We start from the raw sequence: 20,955 nt of genomic DNA, 5'->3' as shown, positions 1-20,955 counted from the left end.
CGGGGACAGGCTGCACCCTGCCCGCTCATTTCTTCAGCCGCGTCGACAACAGGAAACCGACCACCGCACCGCCCGCGCCGCACAGCAAAATCTTGTTGCGCATCTCGGCCAGACCGGACACGGAGTTCCAGGCGTTCTGCAAGGCGTTGCCGCCGAACGAGAGCAGACTGCTCACACTGACGTAATGACCGGCGATCTTGCCGAAGATGCCGTAGCCGATGGCCATGCCGATCACTGCGCAGATCAGGATGAATACGAGCTTTTGCATATCCTTCTCCTTAACCGAACAGGATGCCGATGGTAGCGACGGCCATGGTCAGTAATCCCAATGAAAGATTGATGGCGACCAGTTGGCGTATCTTGCCCAGCAGGGCCCCCGCCTCCTTCCAGCGTTCCTTCTCCACATGCAGACTGAACGGTACGAAGCAGCCGAAGAACACATAGACGTAGATACCGACCATCACCAGCCCGAGCAGCAGCATGACATGCACGTAATGGCCCACATTCCCCATGCCGCCGTACAGATAGATCAGATACAGGCCGCTGAGCAGGATGGCGCCGATGGCGAGCCATACCCAGTTGAAGAAGCGGGCGAACACGCCGTTCCACAGCCGCAGTCGTTCAGGCGGTTGCAGCACATCGGCCGCGACCGGACGCAACACCATGTAGGCGAAGAACATGCCGCCCACCCAGACCACGACGCCCAACAGATGCAGCAGTTTCAGAAATGTCAGCATGTTCGCTCCTGTGTAATGGGTGCGATCGCTTCCCGCACCGGTTTGAATGATAGTCGATGGATGTCCAGCACGCCGTGGGTACGCAAGGCGGCCAGATGCACTGCCGTAGGATAACCCTTGTGTGCGTCGAATCCATATTGCGGATAACGCGCGTGCATCTGCAGCATGATCTTGTCGCGTGCGGTTTTCGCCAGTATCGATGCAGCAGAGATCGCCGCCACCTTGCTGTCGCCCTTGACGATGGCCTCGCTGGGAATGCCAGTATCCGGGCAATACAGGCCGTCCACCAGCACCTGCTGCGGCCGGATGGACAAGCCATACACGGCGCGTTTCATCGCCAGCAGGGTCGCTTGCAGGATGTTGTGCTCATCGATCTCGCCCGGTTCGGCATAGGCGACACACCAGGCCAATGCCTGCTCGCGGATGATGGGCGCGAGTCGATCACGTTGCTTCTCGGATAGTTTTTTGGAATCGGCCAGTCCTGCGATGGGGCGCTTGGGATCGAGGATTACCGCTGCCGCACTCACCGGTCCGGCCAGCGGGCCGCGACCCGCTTCGTCCACCCCGCAGATGAGCAGCTCAGTCTGCATCTCTCACCAGCAACGGCAGGATGGCTGCCGCTGCTTTCTGCGCCGTATTCTGGCGCAAGCTGTGATGCATCGCGGTGAAGGTCTGTTCCAGCTCTTCGACCGCAGCCTTGTTGTTCACCAGATTGAGTAACGCCTGTGCCAGATTCTGCGGCGTCGCATCGTCCTGCAATATCTCGGGCACCACGAAGCGTCCGGCGAGGATGTTCGGCAAACCGACCCAGCGCTGGTACATCTTGCGCTTGTGCAACCACCAAGACAGCGCCGGCATCTTGTAAGTGATGACCATGGGGCGTTTGAGCAATGCGGCTTCCAGTGTGGCGGTACCGGATGCGACCAGCACGCCGTCGGCGGCAATCATCGCATCGTGCGCATGACCGAACAGCAGCGTCATCGGCAATTCCTGCGCATTCAGTTTCCAGCGCACCTGCTCGAAGATGTTCCGCGTCTCGCGCGTGGCCAGCGGCACCAGGAACTGGGCGTCGGGACATCGCTGCCAGATGAGTCTGGCCGTCTCTATATAAGTCTCGGCGAGCTGGCGCACCTCGCTCTGGCGACTGCCGGGTAGCAGCGCGAACACTTTAGCCGTCCTGGGCAGGATGCGCATCTGCTCGCGCATCTCGGTGCGCTTCGGTTGCTCTGGCAGGAAGTCTGCCAGCGGATGGCCGACATAGGTGGCCGGCACACCCGCCTTCTCATACATCGGTGCCTCGAACGGGAACAGGCACAGCATATGGGACACAGCCTGCTTGATCTTGTGGATGCGTTCGCCGCGCCAGGCCCAGATGGAGGGACTGACATAGTGCACGGTGGGGATGCCGTGCGACTTCAATGCCACTTCGAGGTCGAGATTGAAATCGGGTGCGTCGACACCGATGAACAGGTCTGGCTTGTGCGCGATGAAACGTTTGCGCAACTGGTCGCGGATGCCGACGATCTCGCGGTAATGACGCAATACCTCCACATAGCCGCGCACTGCAAGCTTTTCCAGCGGGAACAGTATCTCCATGCCGACCGCTTGCATCTTGGGACCACCGATGCCGACGAAGCGCACTTCGGGATAAGCCTGCCTGATGGCCTGCATCAGCATGCTGGCGAGCATGTCGCCCGACGCCTCGCCCGCCACGATGGCGATAGTCTTGACCGGAATTGTCATGATCAACGGACGATGCCGCGCTGGGTGCGTCCGAGGAATTCGAGCATGGCTTGCAGCTCCGGATGCTCAGCTGCCTGCGCGGCGATGGCGGCCTTCGCTTCTTCCAGCGTCATGCCGGATTTGTACAGCGTCTTGTAGGCGCGCTTGATCGCCATCACCGCCGCACTGGAGAAACCGCGACGTTTCAGGCCTTCGGAATTGGTGCCGTGCGGCGCGGCCGGATTGCCGGACACGGTGACATAGGTCGGGATGTCCTGGAAGAGGATGCTGCCCATGCCGGTGATGACATGCGCGCCGATCTGCACGAACTGGTGCACCACGGTAAAGCCGCCGAGGATGGCGTAGTCATCCACGATCACGTGGCCGGCCAGTTGCGCGTTGTTGGCGAAGATGGTGTTGTTGCCGACCTGACAATCATGCGCCAGATGCACATAGGCCATGATCCAGTTGTTGTTGCCGACGCGCGTCACGCCCTTGTCCTGCGCGGTGCCCAGGTTGAAGGTGCAGAATTCGCGGATCATGTTGTTGTCGCCGATCTCCAGCCGCGTCGGTTCGTTGGCGTACTTCTTGTCCTGCGGGATCTCGCCCAGCGAGGAGAACTGGAAGATGCGGTTGTTCTTGCCGATGGTGGTGTGGCCGTTGATCACCACATGCGGGCCGACCGTCGTACCCGCCCCGATCTCGACATGCTCGCCGATGATGGTATAAGGGCCGACGCTGACATCGTCGGCCAGTTTCGCGCCCGGATGGATGATCGCGGTCGGGTGGCGCAATTCGCTCATTATTTTTCCTTGATCGCGCAGATCAGTTCCGCTTCTGCGGCGATCTGGCCGTCCACTTCGGCCGTGCCCTTGAACTTGAACATGCCGCGACGGTTCATGGTCAGCTCCATGCGGAAGATCAACTGGTCGCCGGGACTGACGGGACGCTTGAAGCGCGCGTTGTCGATGCCCACGAAGTAGTACACGGAATTCTCGTCCGGCTTGGTACCCATGCTTTTGAACGACAGCAGGGCCGAAGCCTGCGCCATCGCCTCGATGATCAGCACGCCGGGCATCACCGGATGATGCGGGTAGTGACCGGGGAAGAACGGCTCGTTCATGGTCACGTTCTTGAGTGCCACGATGCGCTCGTTGGGCACCACGTCGAGCACGCGGTCGATCAACAGGAACGGGTAACGGTGCGGCAGGTGTTCCAGTACTTCATGTATGTCCATGGTGATGCTCATGCTTCTCTCCCCTTCAATGTTGCTATGTCGTGTTCAAGTTGTCGGATACGTTTCGCCATCTCGTCCAGATGGCGCAGCTGCGCGGCGTTGCGGCGCCACGCCTGGTTGTCGCTGAACGGGTAGGTGCCGGTGTAGCTGCCCTTGTCTATGCTTTTGGTGATCACCGTACCTGCAGAGACCTCCACCTCGTCCGCGACCTGCAGATGGCCGAGGATGATGGCCCCGCCGCCAATGCGGCAGTAGCGCCCGATGCGCGCGCTTCCGGCGATACCGACGCAACCAGCGATGGCGGTATGCGCGCCGATGCGCACGTTGTGCGCGACCTGGATCTGGTTGTCCAGCTTCACGCCCTCCTCGATCACCGTGTCGTCCAGCGCGCCACGGTCGATGGTGGTGTTGGCACCGATCTCGACATGGTCGCCGATGATGACGCGGCCGATCTGCGGGATCTTCAGCCAGCGACCTTCGTCCATGGCGATGCCGAATCCGTCCGCGCCTATGATGGCTCCGGAATGCACGATGACATGGTCGCCCAGCACGCAGCCGTGATAGATGCTGGCATTGGGATACAGCCGCACGTGCTCCCCCAGTGCCACCTGTTCGCCGACGGTGCAACCGGCCATCACCACGCAACGGGCACCGATGCGTGCCCCCTCGCCCACCCACACGTTGGCACCAATGTGCGCATCCGGTGAGACATGCGCGCCTGGTTCGATCACCGCGCTGGCATGTATACCGGGCGCATACTCGCGCAGGGGATTGAGGAAGGCCGACAGCCTGGCGAAATAGGAATACGGATTTGCGGCGACGATGCGCGGACGCTGCGTCAGGTCGGCATCGGCGGCACCGAGTATCACCGCGGAAGCATGGCTGTCTTCCAGCTGCTTGCGGTATTTGCCATTGGCGAGGAATGCGATATTCCCAGGCCCGGCCTTCTCCAGCGTGGCGATCTGCGACACGGCGGTTTGCGCGTCACCGAGCACCTCCCCGCCGAAACGGGCCGCGATGTCGGCCAGACTGTAGATCGGTCGATCCATTCGTTCAGTCCCGACTGGAAGTCACTTGCCAGCCCCGGATAGCGGTTCGCCTTCCAGGTATTTGAGCACCTTGTCCGTGATGTCCACACGCGGGTTGCGATAGACCGCCTCCTGCAGGATGACATCGTACTGTTCGCTCTCGGCGATGGCGCGGATCGCCTTGTCTGCCTTGGCGAGGATCTGTGCCAGCTCTTCGTTCTGGCGCAGGCTCAGATCCTCGCGGAACTCGCGCTGCCTGGTCTGCAATTGCAGATTGAGGTTGGCGATCTCGCGCTCCTTGATACGGCGCGAGGAGTCCGACAGTTTGCTGCGATCCTTGTCCAGTTCCTCTTGTGCATCCTTCAGTTCGCCGGCCAGCTGCTTGATCTCCTGGTCGCGCACCGAGAACTCCTTGTCGATCTTCTTCTGGGCGGCGAGCGCCTGTGCCGATTCGCGCAGGATGCGCTCCGTATCGACGATGCCGATACGGAAGTCGGCAGCCTGCGCCTGGGATGCGAGGACCGCACCGAATACCAATGCCAAGAATATGCTCTTCATGATTGCTCCTTGTCTGACACACCAGACCCGCGAAGATACCGGCCGCTAGAACATGCCACCCATGGTGAACTGGAAGAATTGCAGCTTGTCCTGCGGTTGCGAATTCAATGCCTTGGCCCAGCTGATCTGGATCGGCCCGGCCGGCGAGTACCATGTCAGTCCCAGGCCGCCAGCATAACGCATCCCCTCCGATGCCGCAGTCTGCGTAGCATCGCCGTAGACCGCGCCGCCGTCAAGGAACAGGCTCATGCGCAAAGACTTGCTCTTCTCCATGCCCGGCATGGGGAACAATATCTCGGCATTGCCCACCACGCGACGGTTGCCGCCCAGCGAATAGCCGCTGGCATCGCGCGGGCCCAGCGAGTTGTAGTCGTATCCGCGAACGCTGCCCGATCCGCCCGCATACAGGCTCTTGAAGAACGGCAACGTCATGCCGCTGTAACCATCCGCCAGCCCCAGATCGCCGTTCAGATGCAGGATCAGGTTCTCCGTCAGCGGCTGATACCACTGCTGGGTGTAGGTGACCTTGTAGAAGCGCTGGCCGGATACCGGCAGCGAGGCTTCGATGTTGGCACGCTGCGTCGCCCCTTCACTCGGGAACAGGGCGTTATCGCGCGTATCGCGCGACCAGCCTATGGTGCCCAGCACGTTCTGGTTGGTCTTGCCGAAGGTGTCGATGTAATCGATGAAACGCTGCGGGCTGCTGCTGGTCAGGCCGATCGTGGTGTTCTCCAGCGCCAGTCCGTAATGGAACATCTCCTCATCGCTGATCGGCACCGCATAACGGATGCCGCCACCGTAGGTCTCGGAGGTGTACTGGCTGATGGTGGTCGAGGTGACGTCCGAGCGGCGCTTGTAGAGGTCGAAGCCGCGACTGATACCGTCGTCCGTGTAATACGGGTTGGTATAGGAGACCGAATACACCTGGTTGACCTTGCTGGTATTGATCTGGGTGGACAGATAGTTGCCAGTACCGAACAGGTTGGACTGGGTGATGCCGCCCATGAAGGTAAGTCCCTCGCCGTTGCTGTATCCCATGCCGATATTGAAGTTGCCGGTCGACTTCTCGGTCACCGTCAGGTCCAGATCGAGCTGGTCGGTACTGCCCGGCACTTGATGCGTCTCGATGTTCACGCTCTCGAAGAAACCGAGGCGGTCGATGCGCTGCTTGGATTTCTTGATCTTGGATGTGGCGAACCAGCCGCCTTCCATCTGGCGGAACTCGCGCCGTACGACCTCGTCCTTGGTCTTGTCGTTGCCGGAGACGTTGATGTTGCGCACGTAGGCGCGCTGCATGGGGTCCACCACGAAGGTGAAGGCGGCCTGGTGCTTCTCCTTGTCGATATCCGGCACGATGTTCACGTTGGCGAAGGCATAGCCTTCCTCGCCCAGATTCTCGCGGATCTTGTCCGAGGCAGCGGTCAGCGCTTCGCGCGAGAACACCTGGCCCGGCTGCACATCGATCATGGCGCGTAGCGCTTCGTTGCTGAACACGTTCCTCGAACCTGCCACCTTGATATCCGAGATCGTGTACTGCTCGCCCTCAGTCAGGTTGAGCGTGATGTAGATATCCTTCTTGTCGGCGGAGATCGTTACATTGGTGGAGTCGATGGAGAAGTCCATATAACCCGAGTTCAGATACAGACTGCGCAGGGTCTCGATGTCGGCGGACAGTTTGGGCTTGGAGTATTGATCGTTGCTGCTGAGCCAGGTGAACCAGCCCGGCGTGGTCAGTTTCATCTCGTCCAGCAGGTCGTCATCACTGAAATGCTGGTTGCCGATGAGGTTGATCTGGCGGATCTTGGAAGGCTTGCCCTCCGACACGATCATACTGACCGCGACACGGTTGCGTTCCAGATCCGTCACGGTCGTTTTGACGGATACCCCGTACTTGCCACGCGCGATGTACTGCCGCTTCAATTCGTTCTCGGATTTCTCCAGGGCCGATTTGTCGAAGATGCGCCCTTCGGCCAGTCCGACCAGTTTCAGGTTCTCCAGCAATTGTGGTTTGGGGAAGTCCTTGACGCCGTCCAGCTCGACGCTGGCGATGGTGGGACGCTCCTGCACGCGCACCACCAGCACATCCTGCTCGGCCAGCAGTTCCACATCCTTGAAGAAACCGGTGGAAAACAAGGCATGCAGGGCCGCCGTTGCACGGCTGTCGTCCAGCGTGTCCCCGACCTTGACCGGCAGATAGCTGAACACGGTGCCGGCTTCGGTGCGCTGGATGCCTTCGATGCGGATGTCTTTAACCACAAAAGACTGCCCCGCCCAGGCAGATGCGCCGTATACAAGCGCGATCACGCCCGCTAGTTTTCTCAAATCCATTGTTTATCAACCCAAAATCAGGCGGCTCACGTCGTTGTACAACGCGAAAGCCATCATTGTCACCAAGAGTGCGATACCGACTTTCTGTCCTGCTTCCCACAGATCATCAGAGACCGGACTGCCCTTGAAAAATTCGACCGAATAATACAGCAAATGGCCGCCATCCAATAACGGGATCGGCAGCAGATTCAATATTCCCAGACTGATGCTGATCAGCGCGAGGAATCCCACATAGGCCCCAAGTCCCATCTGTGCGGACTGGCCGGCATAATCGGCGATGGTGATGGGACCGGACAGGTTCTTCAGCGACACTTCGCCCAGCACCATCTTGCCCATCATCTTCACGCTGATCAGCGCAGTCTCCCAGGTCTTTCGCATCCCTTCAGACAGTGCCTGCAGCGGGGGATACCGCACATCGGTAAGCAATGCGTCAAAAGCCTGCTGGTCGATCTGTGCACCCGCACCGATGCGGCCGATGCGCTGGCCGTCCTCCATCACTGCCGCTGGAACGATGGACAGCCCGATGCGCGCACCGTCACGCACTATCTCGAGCTGCAACCTCTGCTCGGGATGTGCGCGGATCACCTTGACCCAGTCTTCCCACAACGCCACAGGCTCGCCATTCACCGACAACACGCGGTCACCGGTCTTCATACCAGCTTGTGCCGCCGCGCCGTCTTCCGTCAACTGGCCGATGACCGGATATACCGGCGGCTGATAGGGTAACAGCCCCAGCTTGTGCATGAAGTCGCCGTCCAGATCCGCTGCCGTCAAACCGGACATATCCAGTTCCCGTTCCACGATGGCGTCTGTTCGGTCGCGCAGTTGCAACGTGGCGGAACGCTGTTGCAGGATCAAGTCGAGCAAAGTCCAGCGGACTTCCTGCCAACTCTGCGTGGCTTGTCCATTGATACTGACGATGGTGCTCTGCGTCTGCAAGGCGGCGACGGCTGCCGGGGTACCCGGTGCGATCTCACCCAGTACCGGTTTGATTCCGGGCACACCAACCATGAACAGCAACCAATAAAGGACGACGGCCAACAGCAGATTGGCCAGCGGCCCCGCCGCCACGATGGCCATGCGCTGCAACACCGGTTTGCGGTTGAAGGCGCGGCGCAATTCGTTCGGTGCGACCTCGCCCTCGCGCTCGTCAAGCATCTTCACGTAGCCACCCAGCGGGATGGCGGACAACGCCCATTCGGTGCCGTCCTTGCCGATGCGGCGCGAAAAGATGACATTGCCGAATCCGACCGAGAAACGCAGCACCTTCACATCACACCAGCGCGCCACCAGATAATGGCCGTATTCGTGAAACACGACCAGCACGACGATGGCGACGACGAAGGCAAGTAGCGTGATCATGTGTCCTTCCCGGAAACAGTCAGTGATATGCGTAGTGACCGAATCGGCAAACAGAGGTTCATTGCCGGCCGGGATCTCACTTTGTGTTTTGCCCCACCCACGCCTGCGCGGCGATGCGGGCTGCGGCATCGGCATCCAGCACATCCTGCAACCTGCGCACCTCGGCACGCGGCACCGCCTCCATCACGGACGCGATCAGGCGCGGGATATCGAGGAATGCGATGCGGCGATTCAGGAAGGCATCCACCGCCACTTCGTTCGCGGCATTGAGCAGCGCCGGCACGGTACCGCCGGCACGCAGGGCTTGATACGCCAGCGTGAGGCAGGGGAAACGGTCGAGGTCGGGCGCGACGAAATCCAGTTTGGCGATGGCGAACAGATCGAGCGGCGCGACGCCGGAAACAATGCGCTCCGGCCAGGCCAGTGCATAGGCAATAGGCGTGCGCATATCGGGATTGCCGAGTTGCGCGATCACCGAACCGTCGACATATTGCACCATGGAATGGATCACGCTCTGCGGGTGCACCACCACCTGGATATCGTCGGCCGCGGCATTGAACAGCCAGTGCGCCTCGATCACCTCCAGCCCCTTGTTCATCATGCTGGCGGAATCGACCGATATCTTGCGCCCCATGCTCCAGTTGGGATGGGCGCAGGCCTGCTCCGGCGTGACGTTCTGCAACTCCGGGGCAGGCGTGTTGCGGAACGGGCCGCCGGAAGCCGTGAGTAATATCTTGCTGACGCCGCTGCTCATCATGTTCCCTGCGTAATCGTGCGGCAAGGACTGGAAGATGGCGTTGTGCTCGCTGTCGATGGGCAACAGCACCGCACCGCTGCGGCGCACCGCATCCATGAACAGGTGACCGGCCAGCACCAGCGTCTCCTTGTTCGCCAGCAGCACCTTCTTGCCGGCTTCCGCTGCCGCCAAGGTTGGGCGCATCCCCGCCGCACCAACGATAGCGGCCATCACGGCATCCACCTCCGGCAAGGTGGCGACCTTTACCAACGCATCATTGCCGCACGACACTTCTACATCCAGCCCCGTAGCGGCGATACGCTTGCGCAGACGCTCCGCCGCCGCCTCATCAAGAAGAACGGCAAAGTGCGGGCGGAACTGGCGGCATTGTTCGAACAGCAACTCGTCCTGCCGGTTCGCAGTGAGCGCGATGATGCGGTATCGGTCCGGATGGCGTGCAACGACGTCCAGCGTGCTCTTGCCTATACTCCCCGTGGAGCCGAGAACGGTGATGTTCTGCACTAGTTCAGCCCATGAAAGAGCAGCGCCAGCATGGCTAGCGGCAAAGTGGAGGTCAGCGCATCGATGCGATCCAGCAGTCCGCCATGACCGGGCAGCAACGCCCCGCTATCCTTGACGCCGGCCTGACGCTTGATGGCCGACTCGAACAGGTCGCCCAGCACGGCCAATACCACCCACCACCAGGCGGTGAGCATCAACGCCGGCAGCACCTGCAAGCGTGAGAATTCCTCGCTGAAGGTCCACACCAGTGCCACATAGATGGAGACGCCCAGGATCGCACCGGCCACGCCTTCCCAGGTCTTGCCCGGACTGATGCTGGGTGCCAGCTTGGTCTTGCCATACTTGCGCCCGGCGAAATAGGCTGCGCTGTCCGCCACCCACACGATGCCCATCACGAACAACAGCATCCACGGGCTGGGTGCCCAAGCACGCAGGTCTATCATGGCCAGCCCGGTCGGTACCAGCACCGCCCAGCCGACCAGCATCATCAGCCCCTTGTGCGTCACCTTCACGCCGCTCATCAACCAGGCCGGCACCACGATCAGCCACAGCACGGCGGAGAGCAGATAGGCAGTCAGATGCGGATAGTTGGTCGCACCTTCTGCGAGGCCCATATCCATCCACAGCAGGCCCAGCATCAGCAGCAGCGTACCGCCCCAGTACATCTTGGCCGCCGTGCCTTGCAGCCCGGACAGACGCGCCCACTCCGAAGTGCCCTGCATCACCATGGCGATCACCAGCAAGGACCAGCCCAGCGCGGGCAACAGGAACAGCGCGGCCAGCAGCAGCAGCAGCATTACGACTGCAGTGATAACACGCGCTCTAAGCATCTTCACTTCCCTTGAGTTGTTCGCTGGTGCGACCGAATCGGCGCTCGCGTTTTTGATAGGACTGGATCGCTTCCTCCAATGCCTTGCGGTCGAAAGCGGGCCACAGCGTATCGGTGAAATACAGTTCGGTATATGCCAGCTGCCACAACAGGAAATTGCTGATGCGCTGCTCGCCACCGGTACGGATGAACAGATCCGGTTCCGGTGCGTAATGCATGGAAAGATAGGGAGTGAGTTCCTCTTCCCCGAACGCCGTGGCGCGCTCGGGATGCGCCTGGCTCAGCGCATGCATGGCCTGCATGATGTCCCAGCGACCGCCATAGTTGGCGGCGATGGTGAGGGTGAGTCCGGAGTTGGCGGCGGTCAGCCTCTCCGCTTCTTCGATATGCTGCACCAGTGGCGCATCGAAACGGCTACGGTCGCCGATGATCTTGAGACGGATATTGTTCTCGTGCAGTTTTGAGACTTCGCGTTCCAGCATCTTCAGGAACAGCTGCATCAGGAAGGAGACCTCATCGGCGGGCCGGCGCCAGTTCTCACTGCTGAATGCGAACAGCGTCAGGTATTCCACCCCCTTCTGGCGACAGGCTTTGACCACTTCGCGTACCGTCTCCACCCCGCGCTGATGCCCCATCACGCGCGGCATCAAACGTTTTCTGGCCCAGCGTCCGTTGCCGTCCATGATGATGGCGATATGGCGCGGGACTGCGGCAGTCTCGGGGATGGTGCGGGTTGAGCTTTTGAAGATGGCCATTTCAGGATTCAGGTACAGGATGCGGGATTCAGTCGAGGCAGCCGGTGTTGCCGTATCCTGCATCCCGAATCCTGATTAGACTGCCATCAGATCCACTTCTTTGGCTTGCAATGCCTTGTCGATCTCGGCGACGTAGCGGTCGGTCAGTTTCTGTACATCGTCCTGCGCGCGGCGCTCCTCATCCTCGCCGACTTCCTTGTCCTTGAGCAGTTTCTTGAGTTGCTCGTTGGCTTCGCGGCGGATGTTGCGTACCGCGATCTTGGCGTCCTCGCCTTCGCTCTTCACCACCTTGATCAGGTCGCGGCGGCGTTCTTCGGTCAGCATCGGCATCGGCACGCGGATCAGGTCGCCGTTGGTGGCCGGGTTCAGCCCCAGATCGGAATCGCGGATCGCCTTTTCGACCGGACCGATCATGTTCTTTTCGTAAGGTTGCACACCGATGGTGCGCGCGTCGGTCAAAGTGATGTTGGCCACCATGTTGATCGCGGTGGGGCTGCCGTAATACTCCACCATCACATGATCCAGGATGCCGGTGTGCGCACGGCCCGTACGGATCTTGCTCAAGTCGGTCTTCAGCGCTTCCAGCGACTTTTGCATCTTTTGTTCTACGTTCTTCTTGATATCAGAGATCATGTTGCGCTCCTAATCCACTCTTACCAATGTTCCCTCACCTTCGCCGAACACCACGCGCTTGAGCGCGCCCGGCTTGAAGATGCTGAATACGATGATGGGCAGCTTCTGGTCGCGACACAGGGTCAGCGCCGTCGCATCCATCACCTTGAGATTCTTGCTGATCGCCTCATCGAAGCTCAGGCTCTGATAGCGGATCGCATCGGGGTTCTTCTTCGGATCGTCGGTATATATCCCGTCGACCTTGGTAGCCTTGATCACCACATTGGCGGACATTTCCACGCCACGCAGCGCGGCCGCCGTATCGGTAGTGAAGAATGGGCTACCGATACCCGCAGCGAATATCACCACCTTGCCGTCTTCCAGATAGCGCAGCGCCTTGCCGCGGATGAACGGCTCGGCGACCTGCTCCAGGCTCAGCGCCGATTGCACGCGGCACTCCAACCCGCCGCGCGTCATCGCGTCCTGCAACGCCATCGAGTTCATCACGGTAGCCAGCATGCCCATGTAATCGGCGGTCGCCCTGTCCATCCCCGCAGCGGCAGGTGCGACACCACGGAAGATGTTGCCGCCGCCGACCACCATCGCCACCTCCACACCCAGCTCCACCACCTCTTTGATCTCGGCCACGATGCGCTCGATGACGGCACGGTTGATACCGTAGCTGTCATCGCCCATCAGGGCTTCGCCGGAGAGCTTGAGCAGGATGCGTTTGTAGGCGGGTGCGGTCATGGCGTCCTTTCGTTTACTTCTGTGCTGCAGCGGCGGCGGCGGCGACTTCAGCCGCGTAGTCCTCGACCTTCTTCTCGATACCCTCGCCGACGACGAACATCTGGAAAGCGGTGACCGAGGCGCCCTTGCTCTTCAGCAGTTGCTCGATGGTCTGCTTGCCGTCTTCAGCCTTGACGAACACCTGGCCCAGCAGCGTCACTTCCTTGAGGAACTTCTGCACGGTACCTTCGGCGATCTTTTCCAGCATGGCTTCCGGCTTGCCGGATTCCTTGGCCTTCTCGATCGCGATACGGCGCTCGGTCTCGATGTCTTCCGGATTCACGCCGGAGGCATCCACCGACTTAGGCTTGGAAGCCGCGATATGCATCGCCAGATCCTTGCCCAGCGCCTCGTCGCCGCCCTCGTAATTGACCATCACGCCGATCTTGTTGCCGTGCAGATAGGTCGCCAGGCTGCCAGTGGATGTCTGATAACGCTCGATACGGCGCACGCTCAGGTTCTCACCCAGCTTCATCACCAGCGCCTTGCGGTCTTCTTCCACCGTACCCGTGCCGTTCGCCAGCTTCATGCCCAGCAACGCATCGATGTCGGACGGGTCGTTCTTCGCCACGGTCTCGGCAACGTTCTTGGCGAACGCCATGAAGTCGTCGTTCTTGGCCACGAAGTCGGTCTCACAATTCACTTCGGCCACGGCACCGATCTTGCCGTCAGCAGACAGATAGGAACCGATGACGCCTTCTGCTGTCACGCGGGACGCAGCCTTGCTGGCCTTTGCACCGCTCTTGATGCGCAGCAGCTCTTCAGCAGCTTTTGCATCGCCGTTCGTCTCCACCAGCGCCTTCTTGCACTCCATCATTCCGAGGCCGGTCGCCTCGCGCAGATCCTTAACCATGCTTGCGGTGATTTCCGCCATGTCACACTCCTAATTTTTCAACAGAATTCAGCTTACAAAAAAGGGGGCTTGCGCCCCCTTGTTACGGAGAGGCCGCTTAAGCAGCTTCTTTTTCCGCGATCTGTTCGACAAGATCGGTGGTCGCTTGCTCGCGACCTTCCAAGATCGCATCGGCCACGCCGCGTGCGTACAGACGGATCGCCTGGCTGGAATCGTCGTTACCAGGGATCACGAAGTCCACCCCCTCCGGGCTGTGGTTGGTATCGACCACGCCGATGACCGGGATGCCCAGCTTCTGCGCTTCGGTGACGGTGCCCTTCTGGTAGCCGACGTCGATCACGAAGATCGCGGAAGGCAGGCCTTGCATGTCCTTGATACCGCCCAGGCTGCGCTCCAGCTTTTCCAGTTCGCGGCGGAACATCAGGCCTTCCTTCTTGGAGACCTTGTCGATGCTGCCGTCCTCGATCATGGCTTCCAGTTCCTTCAGGCGCTTGATCGACAGCTGAACGGTCTTGAAATTGGTGAGCATGCCGCCCAACCAGCGGTAGTCAACGAAAGGTGAACCGGCGCGCATCGCTTCCTCGCGGATGATCTCGCGCGCTTGGCGCTTGGTCGCCACGAACAGGACATTGCCCTTCTTCGATGCGATCTTGCGCACTTCCTTCAGCGCGTCGTTGAACATCACGACGGTCTTTTCCAGGTTGACGATATGGATCTTGTTGCGATGACCGAAGATATAAGGGGCCATCTTGGGATTCCAGAAACGTGTCTGGTGACCGAAATGGACACCCGCTTCCAGCATTTGACGCATTGTGACTGCTGCCATGATCTACTCCAATGTTAAGGGTTAAGTTCTTCCACTCGCCAGCCTGATCCCGTAAGGACACCCCAACATGAACGAGTGTGTGAATTACCGTCCACCGGCGGTTGCCGGATAAACGGGGCGCGCATTGTAACCGAACTCCCCTGCCGACTCAAGTTGTTGCAGCCCTTCTGCGCATCGCGCGATCGACTGGAACGGAAGGGGTGCGGGCCGTAGCGACTTGGTGCCATAATCGGACCAAAGCGCACATCGAGGCTGCACCAGGGAGGGGTCGATGCAAAAACGGACACTGCTCCGTACTTTACGCAACTATGTTGCCGCACTGGCCGTGATCGCCACTGCGTCAGCTTTAGTGTTCGCCATCACATTCACCGAATCGAACCTGCTCTGGACAGCATTCCTGACTGGTGTGCTGGTCGCCGCCATCCTGGCAGAAGCCGTGCGCGCCTCCCGCTCGGAATGGCTGCTGATGCGCCGCTCGGCACAACTGGCCGCCGTGAAAAGCAAACTGGAACGGGAGACGCTCCTGCGCAAGCACGCCGAACAAAAGAACGCGACCGACCGCCCCCGCCTGCAACTTATGGACGTATCCCTGTCGACCATGGTCGCGCTGTTCGATGCCAAAGGTCTGTGCCATTACCATAATCGCGCTTTCCATGATTGGCTGGGCATGCGACCCGAGCAAGTGGACGGACACCATATTCGCGAGATACTCGGCCCCAAGGTCAGTACGGAGATCGCCACTGCGGTGCGGCAGTCACTGGATGGCCAGGAAGTCCACTACGAGCGCACTCAGGCGATGCAGGGCGGCGCGCTCTATCACCTCTCGATCACCCATGTCCCGCAATACGACGAGGCAGGCAAGGTCACCGGCTTCTACTTCCTCGCGGACGACATCACCGGCCGCAGCGACCTGCTACCGATGCAAAGCACTCCCGGCGCGCAGCCCGCTACAACGAACGAAGCCTTGGCGGGACAGGAACTATACATCGACGTCTTTTCGGAACAGCTCACCGGTCAAAAGGACGCGGGCAAGCGCATCATCGCCGCCATCGAGCATGGCGAGTTCCGACTCTTCTGCCAGTTGATCGCCCCGCTCCCGCTCGATAGCGGCAGGGCCGAACACTACGAGATCCTTGTCCGGCTGCAGGAAGAGGAAGAAGGACTATTGCCGCCGGGGGCATTCTTCCCACTGGCAGAACGGCACGGCCTGATGCCATATCTGGATCGCTGGGTGATCCAGCATGTGCTGGCATGGTCGGCCGGCCACAGTCGCAAAGGCTCGATGTTCTTCGTCAATCTCGCCCCTGCCACGCTGGGCGACCCGGAATTCCCCGAGTTCCTGAGAAGCATATTGCAGGAATACGACGCGGCAGCAGGCAGCCTGTGTTTTGAAGTGACCGATGCCGAACTGGCTCAACGCGGCGAGAATGCAGCCGAATTCATCCGACAGGTCAGAACTTGCGGGTGCCGGGTCGCCTTGAGCGGATTCGGACGCGACAACGTCTCGTTCGACCGCATACGCGGCTTTCAGGTGGATTTCATCAAGATAGACGGCAGTCTCATCCTCGGCCTGCTACGTGACCCGGTCAATCTCGCCAAGGTGAGCTCCATAGATCGCGTCGCGAAAAAGATCGGCGTGCGCACCGTGGCCGAACTGGTGGAAAGCGATGAACTGATCTCCAAGCTGGGGGAATTGGGTATCGACTACGCCCAAGGATTCGGCATATCACGACCGCGCGCGCTGGAGGAACAGGGCGATTAAATCGCCAACTTGACCGGGTAGCCAGCCACCCGGATACGGGCAGCGAACGCTTCCATCTGTGCCGCGGACAAGGCCGAAAGACGTGGCGCTTCGACTTGCAAGGACGGGCGCGCCAGACCGTACAGCAGCACCCCTTGCAGGCGGATGCCCTTCTCCTTGCAAGCAGCCAGGAGTTCAAGATAGTCCTCCTCATCCTGCTTGCCGGGAGCCTCACCATCCAGCGCGAACCAGCAGGTCTGCAACCAGGTATTGGGGCAGCAGCTCGCGGCGGTCGCCAGATTCCTGAGGACGGTATCCATCGTGGCCCTGGTGTCGTTCACGCGCTGCATGCCTTCCTCGCTGGCTCGATCCAGCTTGAACCATACCTCACCTTCCAGTTGCGCCATGCGGCGCAGCCCCTGTTGCACAGAGTCGCGCTGCATCAAACTACCGTTGGTGATCAGCACCAGCTTGATGTCGGCCGGCTTCAACCTGCCGATCAGTTCGATGACTTCGGCGAACTCCCGTGCACTGGTAGGTTCGCCATTGCCGGAGAGTGCGATATCGTTGATGCGCCGCATTCCGGGTGGCACACGCTGCATGAAATCGCCCTGCTGCAGTTCTTGCAGGAAACCGCTCAACTCCCGTTCCAGCAATGCCAAATCGACCGGCGGGGCCGTTCCGAGTTTCAGATCGGGCACCTGGCAATAGATGCAGCGCCAGTTGCAGGCGTTATCGGTGTTGAGATTGATGCCGATGGAAACGCCGCCCGCGCGGCGCGATACGACAGGATAGACATAGCGCAGACCGGCACTGGACCGGTCATGGTCGTTTACGTTTAATGAGTTGTCGCTCAAGACTTGATCAGCGGCAGATACTTGGCAGGATCGACCGGCTTGCCCATGCGCCGGATCTCGAAATGCAGCTTGACCTGATCCGCATCGGTGCTGCCCATCTCGGCGATCTTCTGCCCCTTGCGCACGCTCTGCCCTTCCTTCACCAGCAGGCGCTCGTTGTGGGCATAGGCACTGAGGTAAGTGGCGTTGTGCTTGATGATGATCAACTTGCCGTAGCCGCGCAGGCCGCTACCACTGTACACAACCTTCCCTGATGCACTGGCGAGGATCGGCTGTCCTTTCGAACCGGCGATGTCCACCCCCTTGCGATTGGAGCCTTTCGAATAACCCGCGATGACCTTGCCGCGTGTCGGCATCCCCCATTCAACGCCCTCTTCCACCACAGTCGGCGCGGGCGTGGTACTCGCGACAGTCGAAGCGGAAGGTTCATCTTCCTGCATGCGTTGCGCTTTGGCCAATGCCTGCTCGGAATAGAGCAAACGCCCCACCTTGGGCTGGTTCTTGACCTCGCCCGCACGCGGGATGCGCGTCACAGTCTGCACAGGCTGATCGGAAACCACTTCTTCGGCTGGCACGATCAAACGCAGCTTCTGCCCGATCTGTATGGAGGTCGGATCCTTGAGACCATTCTGCTGCGCCACTTCCATATAGTCCAAACCGTTCTGGAAGGCGATGCTGTACAGGGTGTCACCCGCCTGTACCACATACATCGTAGTGGTCTCGGCGGCCTTCTCGGCGACGTAGGGGACAGGACCCGCCCCATATTCCACGATAGGCGCGCGCTTGCCGCTGGCTGCCGGCCCCGCGCAGGCGCTCAGCAGCGCAGCCGCCAGCCAGACGATAAGAAATGGAATCGTATGTCGTGTTTTCGAAATGAGGCCAGTCATGCCATCCCTGCCAGCAGCGGTACGAACTTAACCGCCTCCAGACGTGTCTCCTTGAAACCGCTCTCGGTACGCTCGACCAGATAGAGGAATTGTTCCTGTGTACCGACCGGCAGCACCATTCTACCACCCACTGCCAGCTGGGATTTCAGCGCCTCGGACAATGCCGGCGCGGCGCAAGCCATGATGATGCCGTCGAACGGCGCCCCTTCACTCAAGCCGCTTGAACCATCCGCGTGACGCAAGACCACATTCCTGATCTTCAATTCGCGCAGGAGTTTTCTGGCGCGTTCATGCAAGGGCAGGATGCGTTCCACGCTGTAGACCTGTTGTGCCACCTGCGCCAGCACCGCCGCCTGGTAGCCGCAGCCGGTACCGACCTCCAGCACCTTGCCCAGTTGCTTGCCGTTGCGCAACACCTCGGTCATGCGCGCCACGATGTAGGGTTGCGAGATGGTCTGACCATAGTTGATCGGCAGCGAGACATCGTCGTAGGCGCGCCCCGCCAGTGCCTCATCCACGAACAGGTGACGCGGCACGCTGTTCATCGCCGCCAGCACGGTCTCGTCGCGTATGCCCTGGGTGCGCAAGCGCTCGATCATGCGCGCGCGCGTGCGCGGCGAGGTCATGCCGATGCCCGCATGCTGCAGATTCATGCAAGCGCCCCCATCCAGGCGCGCACAGCATCGAGCTGGCTGTATTGCGTCAGATCGATCTGCAGCGGCGTGATGGAGACTCGTCCATGGTTGATCGCGTTGAAATCCGTGCCCTCGCCCGCATCCTGCGCCTTGCCCGCAGGCCCGACCCAATAGATGGGTTGCCCGTGCGGATTGCTGGCCTTGACCACCGGCTCGGCCTTGTGACGCTTGCCCAGACGGGTGACTTCCGTCCCTTGCAATTGTTCGTAAGGGATGTCCGGCACGTTCACATTGAGCAACCAGGGATGCGGCCGGCTTTCGCGCATGAAACGCTGCACAAGTTCGACTGCGACCCTGCCTGCCGTCTCGTAATGCGCGGGGTCGTGCTTCGCCATGGAAATGGCGATGGCAGGGATGCCCAACAGGAACCCCTCCGTCGCAGCCGCCACCGTTCCGGAATAGATGGTGTCGTCACCCATGTTCGCCCCGGCGTTGATGCCGGACACGATGATGTCCGGTTGCACATCCAGCATGCCGGTCACTGCGAGGTGCACGCAGTCGGTCGGCGTACCGTCCACATAATGGAAACCGCTGGACGCCTTGCGCAGGTTGAGCGGCCGGTTCAGGGTGAGCGAATTGCTGGCCCCGCTGCGGTCTCGCTCGGGGGCGACCACAGTCACTTCGGCGATGGCGGAAAGGTGCTGCGCCAGGCAGGCCAGACCCGGCGCGAAATAGCCGTCGTCGTTGCTGATCAGGATGCGCATGGAAGCTTCAGGTGTTCTGCACCACGATCTTCGGGAACGCGGCGCTATGGTCCTGCGCCATGTCGGCGATCTTCACCGCCACGCGGCGGGCGATCTGCCTGTACACCCTGGCGATGTTGCCATCCGGATCGGCGACCACGGTCGGCGTGCCGGAATCGGCCTGCTCGCGGATGCGGATGTCCAGCGGCAGACTGCCGAGGAACTCGGTGTTGTAATCGGCACACATCTTCTCGCCGCCACCGGCACCGAAGATATGCTCCTCGTGGCCGCATTTCGAGCAGATATGTGTGCTCATGTTCTCCACGATGCCGATGATCTTGACGTCGACCTTCTCGAACATCTTGAGTCCCTTGCGCGCGTCCATCAGCGCGATGTCCTGCGGCGTGGTGACGATCACCGCACCGGTGACCGGCACCTTCTGCGCCAGCGTGAGCTGGATGTCGCCGGTGCCGGGCGGCAGGTCGATCACCAGATAATCGAGGTTGTCCCACTTCGTCTGGTGCAACAGCTGGTCCAGCGCCTGCGTCACCATCGGGCCGCGCCAGATCATCGGTGTATCGGCATCGATGAGGAAGCCGATGGACATCACTTGCAGGCCGTGGTTGATGAGCGGCTTCATGGTCTTGCCGTCCTCGGAATCGGGGTTCCCGCTAAGACCCAGCATCGTAGGTTGCGAAGGGCCGTAGATATCCGCATCCAGCATGCCGACGCGCGCGCCCTCGGCCGCCAGCGCCAGCGCCAGGTTGACCGCGGTGGTGCTCTTGCCCACGCCGCCTTTGCCGGAAGCCACGGCGATGATGTTCTTCACCCCATCCACCAGTTTCACACCACGCTGCACCGCATGCGGCACCACCTTGCTGCTGACATTGGCTTCGACCTTGCCCGCACCGGACAAAGCTCCTTTCAGATGGGTCTCGACCTGCGCCTTGATCTCCCCCAGGACACTCTGCGCGGGATACCCCAGCAGAATGTCCAGAGCCACATCGCTGCCACTGACCTTCACGTTCTTGACGGATCTGCCGCTGACGAAATCCTTTTTGGTATTCGGATCGATCAGCCCCTTCAGTGCATTCTGTACATCGGCTTCGGAAAAACTCATCTCATACTCCAGTTGATTGATGCCCCGATTCTACTTGAGAAGCATGATCTGCGGGACCGGGTTTTGCACCTCCCGCAA

Annotated in this window: 23 protein-coding genes; 1 reads left to right on the top strand and 22 read right to left on the bottom strand. The window is 60.5% G+C overall.

The window, feature by feature from the left end:
- Positions 1-25 precede the first annotated feature (25 nt).
- The 17 genes from ACYPYQ_RS08770 to rpsB form a co-directional block, all read right to left on the bottom strand.
- On the bottom strand, positions 26-268 hold the full coding sequence (locus ACYPYQ_RS08770) for a hypothetical protein (RefSeq protein ID WP_459723040.1): 243 nt from the start codon (positions 266-268) through the stop codon (positions 26-28).
- Between the two features lie 10 nt (positions 269-278).
- Complete coding sequence (locus tag ACYPYQ_RS08765) at positions 279-737, bottom strand: CopD family protein (RefSeq protein ID WP_459723034.1); 459 nt, start codon at positions 735-737, stop codon at positions 279-281.
- Positions 731-1,327: a ribonuclease HII gene (gene rnhB / locus ACYPYQ_RS08760; RefSeq protein WP_459723030.1), complete on the bottom strand. Its 597-nt coding sequence runs from the start codon at positions 1,325-1,327 to the stop codon at positions 731-733. The genes ACYPYQ_RS08765 and rnhB overlap by 7 nt, the downstream gene beginning before the upstream one ends.
- Complete coding sequence (gene lpxB, locus ACYPYQ_RS08755; RefSeq protein ID WP_459723028.1) at positions 1,317-2,480, bottom strand: lipid-A-disaccharide synthase; 1,164 nt, start codon at positions 2,478-2,480, stop codon at positions 1,317-1,319. The genes rnhB and lpxB overlap by 11 nt, the downstream gene beginning before the upstream one ends.
- A gap of 2 nt (positions 2,481-2,482) precedes the next feature.
- The gene (gene lpxA / locus ACYPYQ_RS08750) at positions 2,483-3,262 is read right to left on the bottom strand and encodes an acyl-ACP--UDP-N-acetylglucosamine O-acyltransferase (protein WP_459723025.1); all 780 of its coding nucleotides are present in this window, start codon (positions 3,260-3,262) and stop codon (positions 2,483-2,485) included.
- The gene (gene fabZ / locus ACYPYQ_RS08745) at positions 3,262-3,708 is read right to left on the bottom strand and encodes a 3-hydroxyacyl-ACP dehydratase FabZ (RefSeq protein ID WP_459723022.1); all 447 of its coding nucleotides are present in this window, start codon (positions 3,706-3,708) and stop codon (positions 3,262-3,264) included. Before fabZ ends, lpxA begins: the two co-directional genes overlap by 1 nt.
- The gene (gene lpxD / locus ACYPYQ_RS08740) at positions 3,705-4,745 is read right to left on the bottom strand and encodes a UDP-3-O-(3-hydroxymyristoyl)glucosamine N-acyltransferase (protein WP_459723017.1); all 1,041 of its coding nucleotides are present in this window, start codon (positions 4,743-4,745) and stop codon (positions 3,705-3,707) included. Before lpxD ends, fabZ begins: the two co-directional genes overlap by 4 nt.
- A gap of 21 nt (positions 4,746-4,766) precedes the next feature.
- Positions 4,767-5,282, bottom strand: coding sequence for an OmpH/Skp family outer membrane protein (locus tag ACYPYQ_RS08735; protein ID WP_459723013.1), 516 nt, complete (start codon positions 5,280-5,282; stop codon positions 4,767-4,769).
- Positions 5,283-5,327: 45 nt separating this feature from the next.
- The gene (gene bamA / locus ACYPYQ_RS08730; RefSeq protein ID WP_459723010.1) at positions 5,328-7,610 is read right to left on the bottom strand and encodes an outer membrane protein assembly factor BamA; all 2,283 of its coding nucleotides are present in this window, start codon (positions 7,608-7,610) and stop codon (positions 5,328-5,330) included.
- A 6-nt stretch (positions 7,611-7,616) separates the two neighbouring features.
- The gene (gene rseP / locus ACYPYQ_RS08725) at positions 7,617-8,972 is read right to left on the bottom strand and encodes an RIP metalloprotease RseP (protein WP_459723008.1); all 1,356 of its coding nucleotides are present in this window, start codon (positions 8,970-8,972) and stop codon (positions 7,617-7,619) included.
- Positions 8,973-9,048: 76 nt separating this feature from the next.
- A complete protein-coding gene (gene ispC, locus ACYPYQ_RS08720) occupies positions 9,049-10,230 on the bottom strand; it encodes a 1-deoxy-D-xylulose-5-phosphate reductoisomerase (RefSeq protein ID WP_459723006.1) in 1,182 nt (393 codons plus the stop codon).
- Positions 10,230-11,060, bottom strand: a complete 831-nt coding sequence (locus tag ACYPYQ_RS08715; RefSeq protein ID WP_459723002.1) for a phosphatidate cytidylyltransferase — start codon at positions 11,058-11,060, stop codon at positions 10,230-10,232. The genes ispC and ACYPYQ_RS08715 overlap by 1 nt, the downstream gene beginning before the upstream one ends.
- Positions 11,053-11,814, bottom strand: a complete 762-nt coding sequence (locus tag ACYPYQ_RS08710) for an isoprenyl transferase (protein WP_459723440.1) — start codon at positions 11,812-11,814, stop codon at positions 11,053-11,055. Before ACYPYQ_RS08710 ends, ACYPYQ_RS08715 begins: the two co-directional genes overlap by 8 nt.
- Positions 11,815-11,889: 75 nt before the next feature.
- Positions 11,890-12,447 carry a ribosome recycling factor gene (gene frr, locus ACYPYQ_RS08705; RefSeq protein ID WP_459722996.1) on the bottom strand — a complete coding sequence of 186 codons (558 nt, stop codon included), beginning with the start codon at positions 12,445-12,447 and terminating at the stop codon, positions 11,890-11,892.
- Between the two features lie 9 nt (positions 12,448-12,456).
- Positions 12,457-13,176 (bottom strand): UMP kinase, encoded by a 720-nt coding sequence (gene pyrH, locus ACYPYQ_RS08700; RefSeq protein ID WP_459722993.1) that lies wholly within the window; start codon positions 13,174-13,176, stop codon positions 12,457-12,459.
- Between the two features lie 13 nt (positions 13,177-13,189).
- On the bottom strand, positions 13,190-14,089 hold the full coding sequence (gene tsf / locus ACYPYQ_RS08695; RefSeq protein WP_459722990.1) for a translation elongation factor Ts: 900 nt from the start codon (positions 14,087-14,089) through the stop codon (positions 13,190-13,192).
- Between the two features lie 76 nt (positions 14,090-14,165).
- Positions 14,166-14,894: a 30S ribosomal protein S2 gene (gene rpsB / locus ACYPYQ_RS08690; RefSeq protein ID WP_459722985.1), complete on the bottom strand. Its 729-nt coding sequence runs from the start codon at positions 14,892-14,894 to the stop codon at positions 14,166-14,168.
- A gap of 271 nt (positions 14,895-15,165) precedes the next feature.
- Between rpsB and ACYPYQ_RS08685 the strand changes: the two genes are divergently transcribed.
- A complete protein-coding gene (locus ACYPYQ_RS08685; RefSeq protein ID WP_459722980.1) occupies positions 15,166-16,656 on the top strand; it encodes an EAL domain-containing protein in 1,491 nt (496 codons plus the stop codon).
- On the opposite strand, the gene ACYPYQ_RS08680 is transcribed toward ACYPYQ_RS08685, so the two are convergent.
- The 5 genes from ACYPYQ_RS08680 to apbC are packed head-to-tail and all read right to left on the bottom strand — an operon-like array spanning position 16,653 to position 20,877.
- Positions 16,653-17,492 (bottom strand): radical SAM protein, encoded by an 840-nt coding sequence (locus tag ACYPYQ_RS08680; RefSeq protein WP_459722977.1) that lies wholly within the window; start codon positions 17,490-17,492, stop codon positions 16,653-16,655. The genes ACYPYQ_RS08685 and ACYPYQ_RS08680 overlap by 4 nt on opposite strands.
- Entirely contained in the window at positions 17,489-18,379 is an 891-nt protein-coding gene (locus ACYPYQ_RS08675; protein WP_459722974.1) for a peptidoglycan DD-metalloendopeptidase family protein, read from the bottom strand. The genes ACYPYQ_RS08680 and ACYPYQ_RS08675 overlap by 4 nt, the downstream gene beginning before the upstream one ends.
- A complete protein-coding gene (locus ACYPYQ_RS08670; RefSeq protein ID WP_459722971.1) occupies positions 18,376-19,032 on the bottom strand; it encodes a protein-L-isoaspartate(D-aspartate) O-methyltransferase in 657 nt (218 codons plus the stop codon). The genes ACYPYQ_RS08675 and ACYPYQ_RS08670 overlap by 4 nt, the downstream gene beginning before the upstream one ends.
- On the bottom strand, positions 19,029-19,778 hold the full coding sequence (surE, locus tag ACYPYQ_RS08665; RefSeq protein ID WP_459722968.1) for a 5'/3'-nucleotidase SurE: 750 nt from the start codon (positions 19,776-19,778) through the stop codon (positions 19,029-19,031). The genes ACYPYQ_RS08670 and surE overlap by 4 nt, the downstream gene beginning before the upstream one ends.
- A gap of 7 nt (positions 19,779-19,785) precedes the next feature.
- Entirely contained in the window at positions 19,786-20,877 is a 1,092-nt protein-coding gene (apbC, locus tag ACYPYQ_RS08660; RefSeq protein WP_459722964.1) for an iron-sulfur cluster carrier protein ApbC, read from the bottom strand.
- Positions 20,878-20,955 lie beyond the last annotated feature (78 nt).

It is taken from the genome of Sideroxyarcus sp. TK5, assembly GCF_054601595.1.
The sequence above is the reverse complement of the archived record's forward strand: the minus strand, read 5'-3'. Positions and strand labels throughout refer to the sequence as shown.

Excerpts from the sequence above, each read along its gene's own strand:
- ACYPYQ_RS08770 (WP_459723040.1), bottom strand. The coding sequence starts at position 268 with ATGCAAAAGCTCGTATTCATCCTGATCTGCGCAGTGATCGGCATGGCC.
- ACYPYQ_RS08765 (WP_459723034.1), bottom strand. The coding sequence starts at position 737 with ATGCTGACATTTCTGAAACTGCTGCATCTGTTGGGCGTCGTGGTCTGG.
- rnhB (WP_459723030.1), bottom strand. The coding sequence starts at position 1,327 with ATGCAGACTGAGCTGCTCATCTGCGGGGTGGACGAAGCGGGTCGCGGC.
- lpxB (WP_459723028.1), bottom strand. The coding sequence starts at position 2,480 with ATGACAATTCCGGTCAAGACTATCGCCATCGTGGCGGGCGAGGCGTCG.
- lpxA (WP_459723025.1), bottom strand. The coding sequence starts at position 3,262 with ATGAGCGAATTGCGCCACCCGACCGCGATCATCCATCCGGGCGCGAAA.
- fabZ (WP_459723022.1), bottom strand. The coding sequence starts at position 3,708 with ATGAGCATCACCATGGACATACATGAAGTACTGGAACACCTGCCGCAC.
- lpxD (WP_459723017.1), bottom strand. The coding sequence starts at position 4,745 with ATGGATCGACCGATCTACAGTCTGGCCGACATCGCGGCCCGTTTCGGC.
- ACYPYQ_RS08735 (WP_459723013.1), bottom strand. The coding sequence starts at position 5,282 with ATGAAGAGCATATTCTTGGCATTGGTATTCGGTGCGGTCCTCGCATCC.
- bamA (WP_459723010.1), bottom strand. The coding sequence starts at position 7,610 with ATGGATTTGAGAAAACTAGCGGGCGTGATCGCGCTTGTATACGGCGCA.
- rseP (WP_459723008.1), bottom strand. The coding sequence starts at position 8,972 with ATGATCACGCTACTTGCCTTCGTCGTCGCCATCGTCGTGCTGGTCGTG.
- ACYPYQ_RS08715 (WP_459723002.1), bottom strand. The coding sequence starts at position 11,060 with ATGCTTAGAGCGCGTGTTATCACTGCAGTCGTAATGCTGCTGCTGCTG.
- ACYPYQ_RS08710 (WP_459723440.1), bottom strand. The coding sequence starts at position 11,814 with ATGGCCATCTTCAAAAGCTCAACCCGCACCATCCCCGAGACTGCCGCA.
- frr (WP_459722996.1), bottom strand. The coding sequence starts at position 12,447 with ATGATCTCTGATATCAAGAAGAACGTAGAACAAAAGATGCAAAAGTCG.
- pyrH (WP_459722993.1), bottom strand. The coding sequence starts at position 13,176 with ATGACCGCACCCGCCTACAAACGCATCCTGCTCAAGCTCTCCGGCGAA.
- tsf (WP_459722990.1), bottom strand. The coding sequence starts at position 14,089 with ATGGCGGAAATCACCGCAAGCATGGTTAAGGATCTGCGCGAGGCGACC.
- rpsB (WP_459722985.1), bottom strand. The coding sequence starts at position 14,894 with ATGGCAGCAGTCACAATGCGTCAAATGCTGGAAGCGGGTGTCCATTTC.
- ACYPYQ_RS08685 (WP_459722980.1), top strand. The coding sequence starts at position 15,166 with ATGCAAAAACGGACACTGCTCCGTACTTTACGCAACTATGTTGCCGCA.
- ACYPYQ_RS08675 (WP_459722974.1), bottom strand. The coding sequence starts at position 18,379 with ATGACTGGCCTCATTTCGAAAACACGACATACGATTCCATTTCTTATC.
- ACYPYQ_RS08670 (WP_459722971.1), bottom strand. The coding sequence starts at position 19,032 with ATGAATCTGCAGCATGCGGGCATCGGCATGACCTCGCCGCGCACGCGC.
- surE (WP_459722968.1), bottom strand. The coding sequence starts at position 19,778 with ATGCGCATCCTGATCAGCAACGACGACGGCTATTTCGCGCCGGGTCTG.
- apbC (WP_459722964.1), bottom strand. The coding sequence starts at position 20,877 with ATGAGTTTTTCCGAAGCCGATGTACAGAATGCACTGAAGGGGCTGATC.